This window comes from Pseudomonas fluorescens group sp. (genome assembly GCF_020093335.1).
In the GTDB taxonomy this organism is placed as follows: domain Bacteria; phylum Pseudomonadota; class Gammaproteobacteria; order Pseudomonadales; family Pseudomonadaceae; genus Aquipseudomonas; species Aquipseudomonas petroselini.
Map to the genome: position 1 here is coordinate 1 of NZ_JAIOKW010000087.1, position 774 is coordinate 774.

Here is a 774-nt window from a genome sequence, read left to right on the forward strand (position 1 = left end):
CGGCGGCGGCGGGGCTTCAGGCGGCTGGTGATGATAATAATGAGAGAGCAACGACAACCATGGCATTACTGACTGAACACGAGCAGCGCCAAGTCGCCGAGGCGATCGCCCGGGTGGAAAAAACCACTGACGCGGAACTGGTGACCGTACTGGCCGCTCGCGCGGACGACTACGCCTATATCCCGCTGCTGTGGGCCAGCCTGATCGCCTTGGTGGTGCCCGGTGTGGTGCATTACTTGTCGGGCTACCTGACCATGTACACCCTGCTGCTGGCGCAATGGACGACGTTCATCGTGTTGTGCCTGGTGTTTCGCCTGCCTAAGGTCACCACGCGCCTCATCCCCCGTTCGGTCCGTCACTGGCGTGCTTCGAACCTGGCGCGTCGGCAGTTTCTGGAGCAGAACCTGCACCACACGGTGGGCAGTACCGGGGTGCTGATTTTTGTCAGCGAGGCCGAGCGGTATGTGGAGATCCTGGTGGATGACGGCATTTCCAAGTGCCTGGATGACAGCAGTTGGGATGCGATCGTCAAGGCGTTCACCCAGCAGGTGAAACAGGGACAGACGTTGGCGGGGTTTATCAGCTGCATTGAAGCCTGTGGCGAGTTGCTCAAGGTGCATGTGCCGGTGACCCAAACCCGTAACGAACTGCCTAATCGCTTGGTTGTACTCGAATAAAAAACTCAACACGGGGCTAAAAATGTGGGAGGGGGCTTGCCCCCGATAGCGGTGGATCAGCCAATAAATCGAGTACTGACACACCGCCATCGGGGGC

General features: G+C 59.2%; 1 protein-coding gene. It reads left to right on the forward strand.

Features of this window, described 5'->3' with window-relative positions; genetic code table 11:
• Positions 1-59 precede the first annotated feature (59 nt).
• Positions 60-677 carry a TPM domain-containing protein gene (locus K7431_RS30815; protein WP_012722705.1) on the forward strand — a complete coding sequence of 206 codons (618 nt, stop codon included), beginning with the start codon at positions 60-62 and terminating at the stop codon, positions 675-677.
• Positions 678-774 lie beyond the last annotated feature (97 nt).

What these genes read in the sequence shown, in the direction of transcription:
- K7431_RS30815 (WP_012722705.1), top strand. Translation starts at nt 60, where the DNA reads ATGGCATTACTGACTGAACACGAGCAGCGCCAAGTCGCCGAGGCGATC.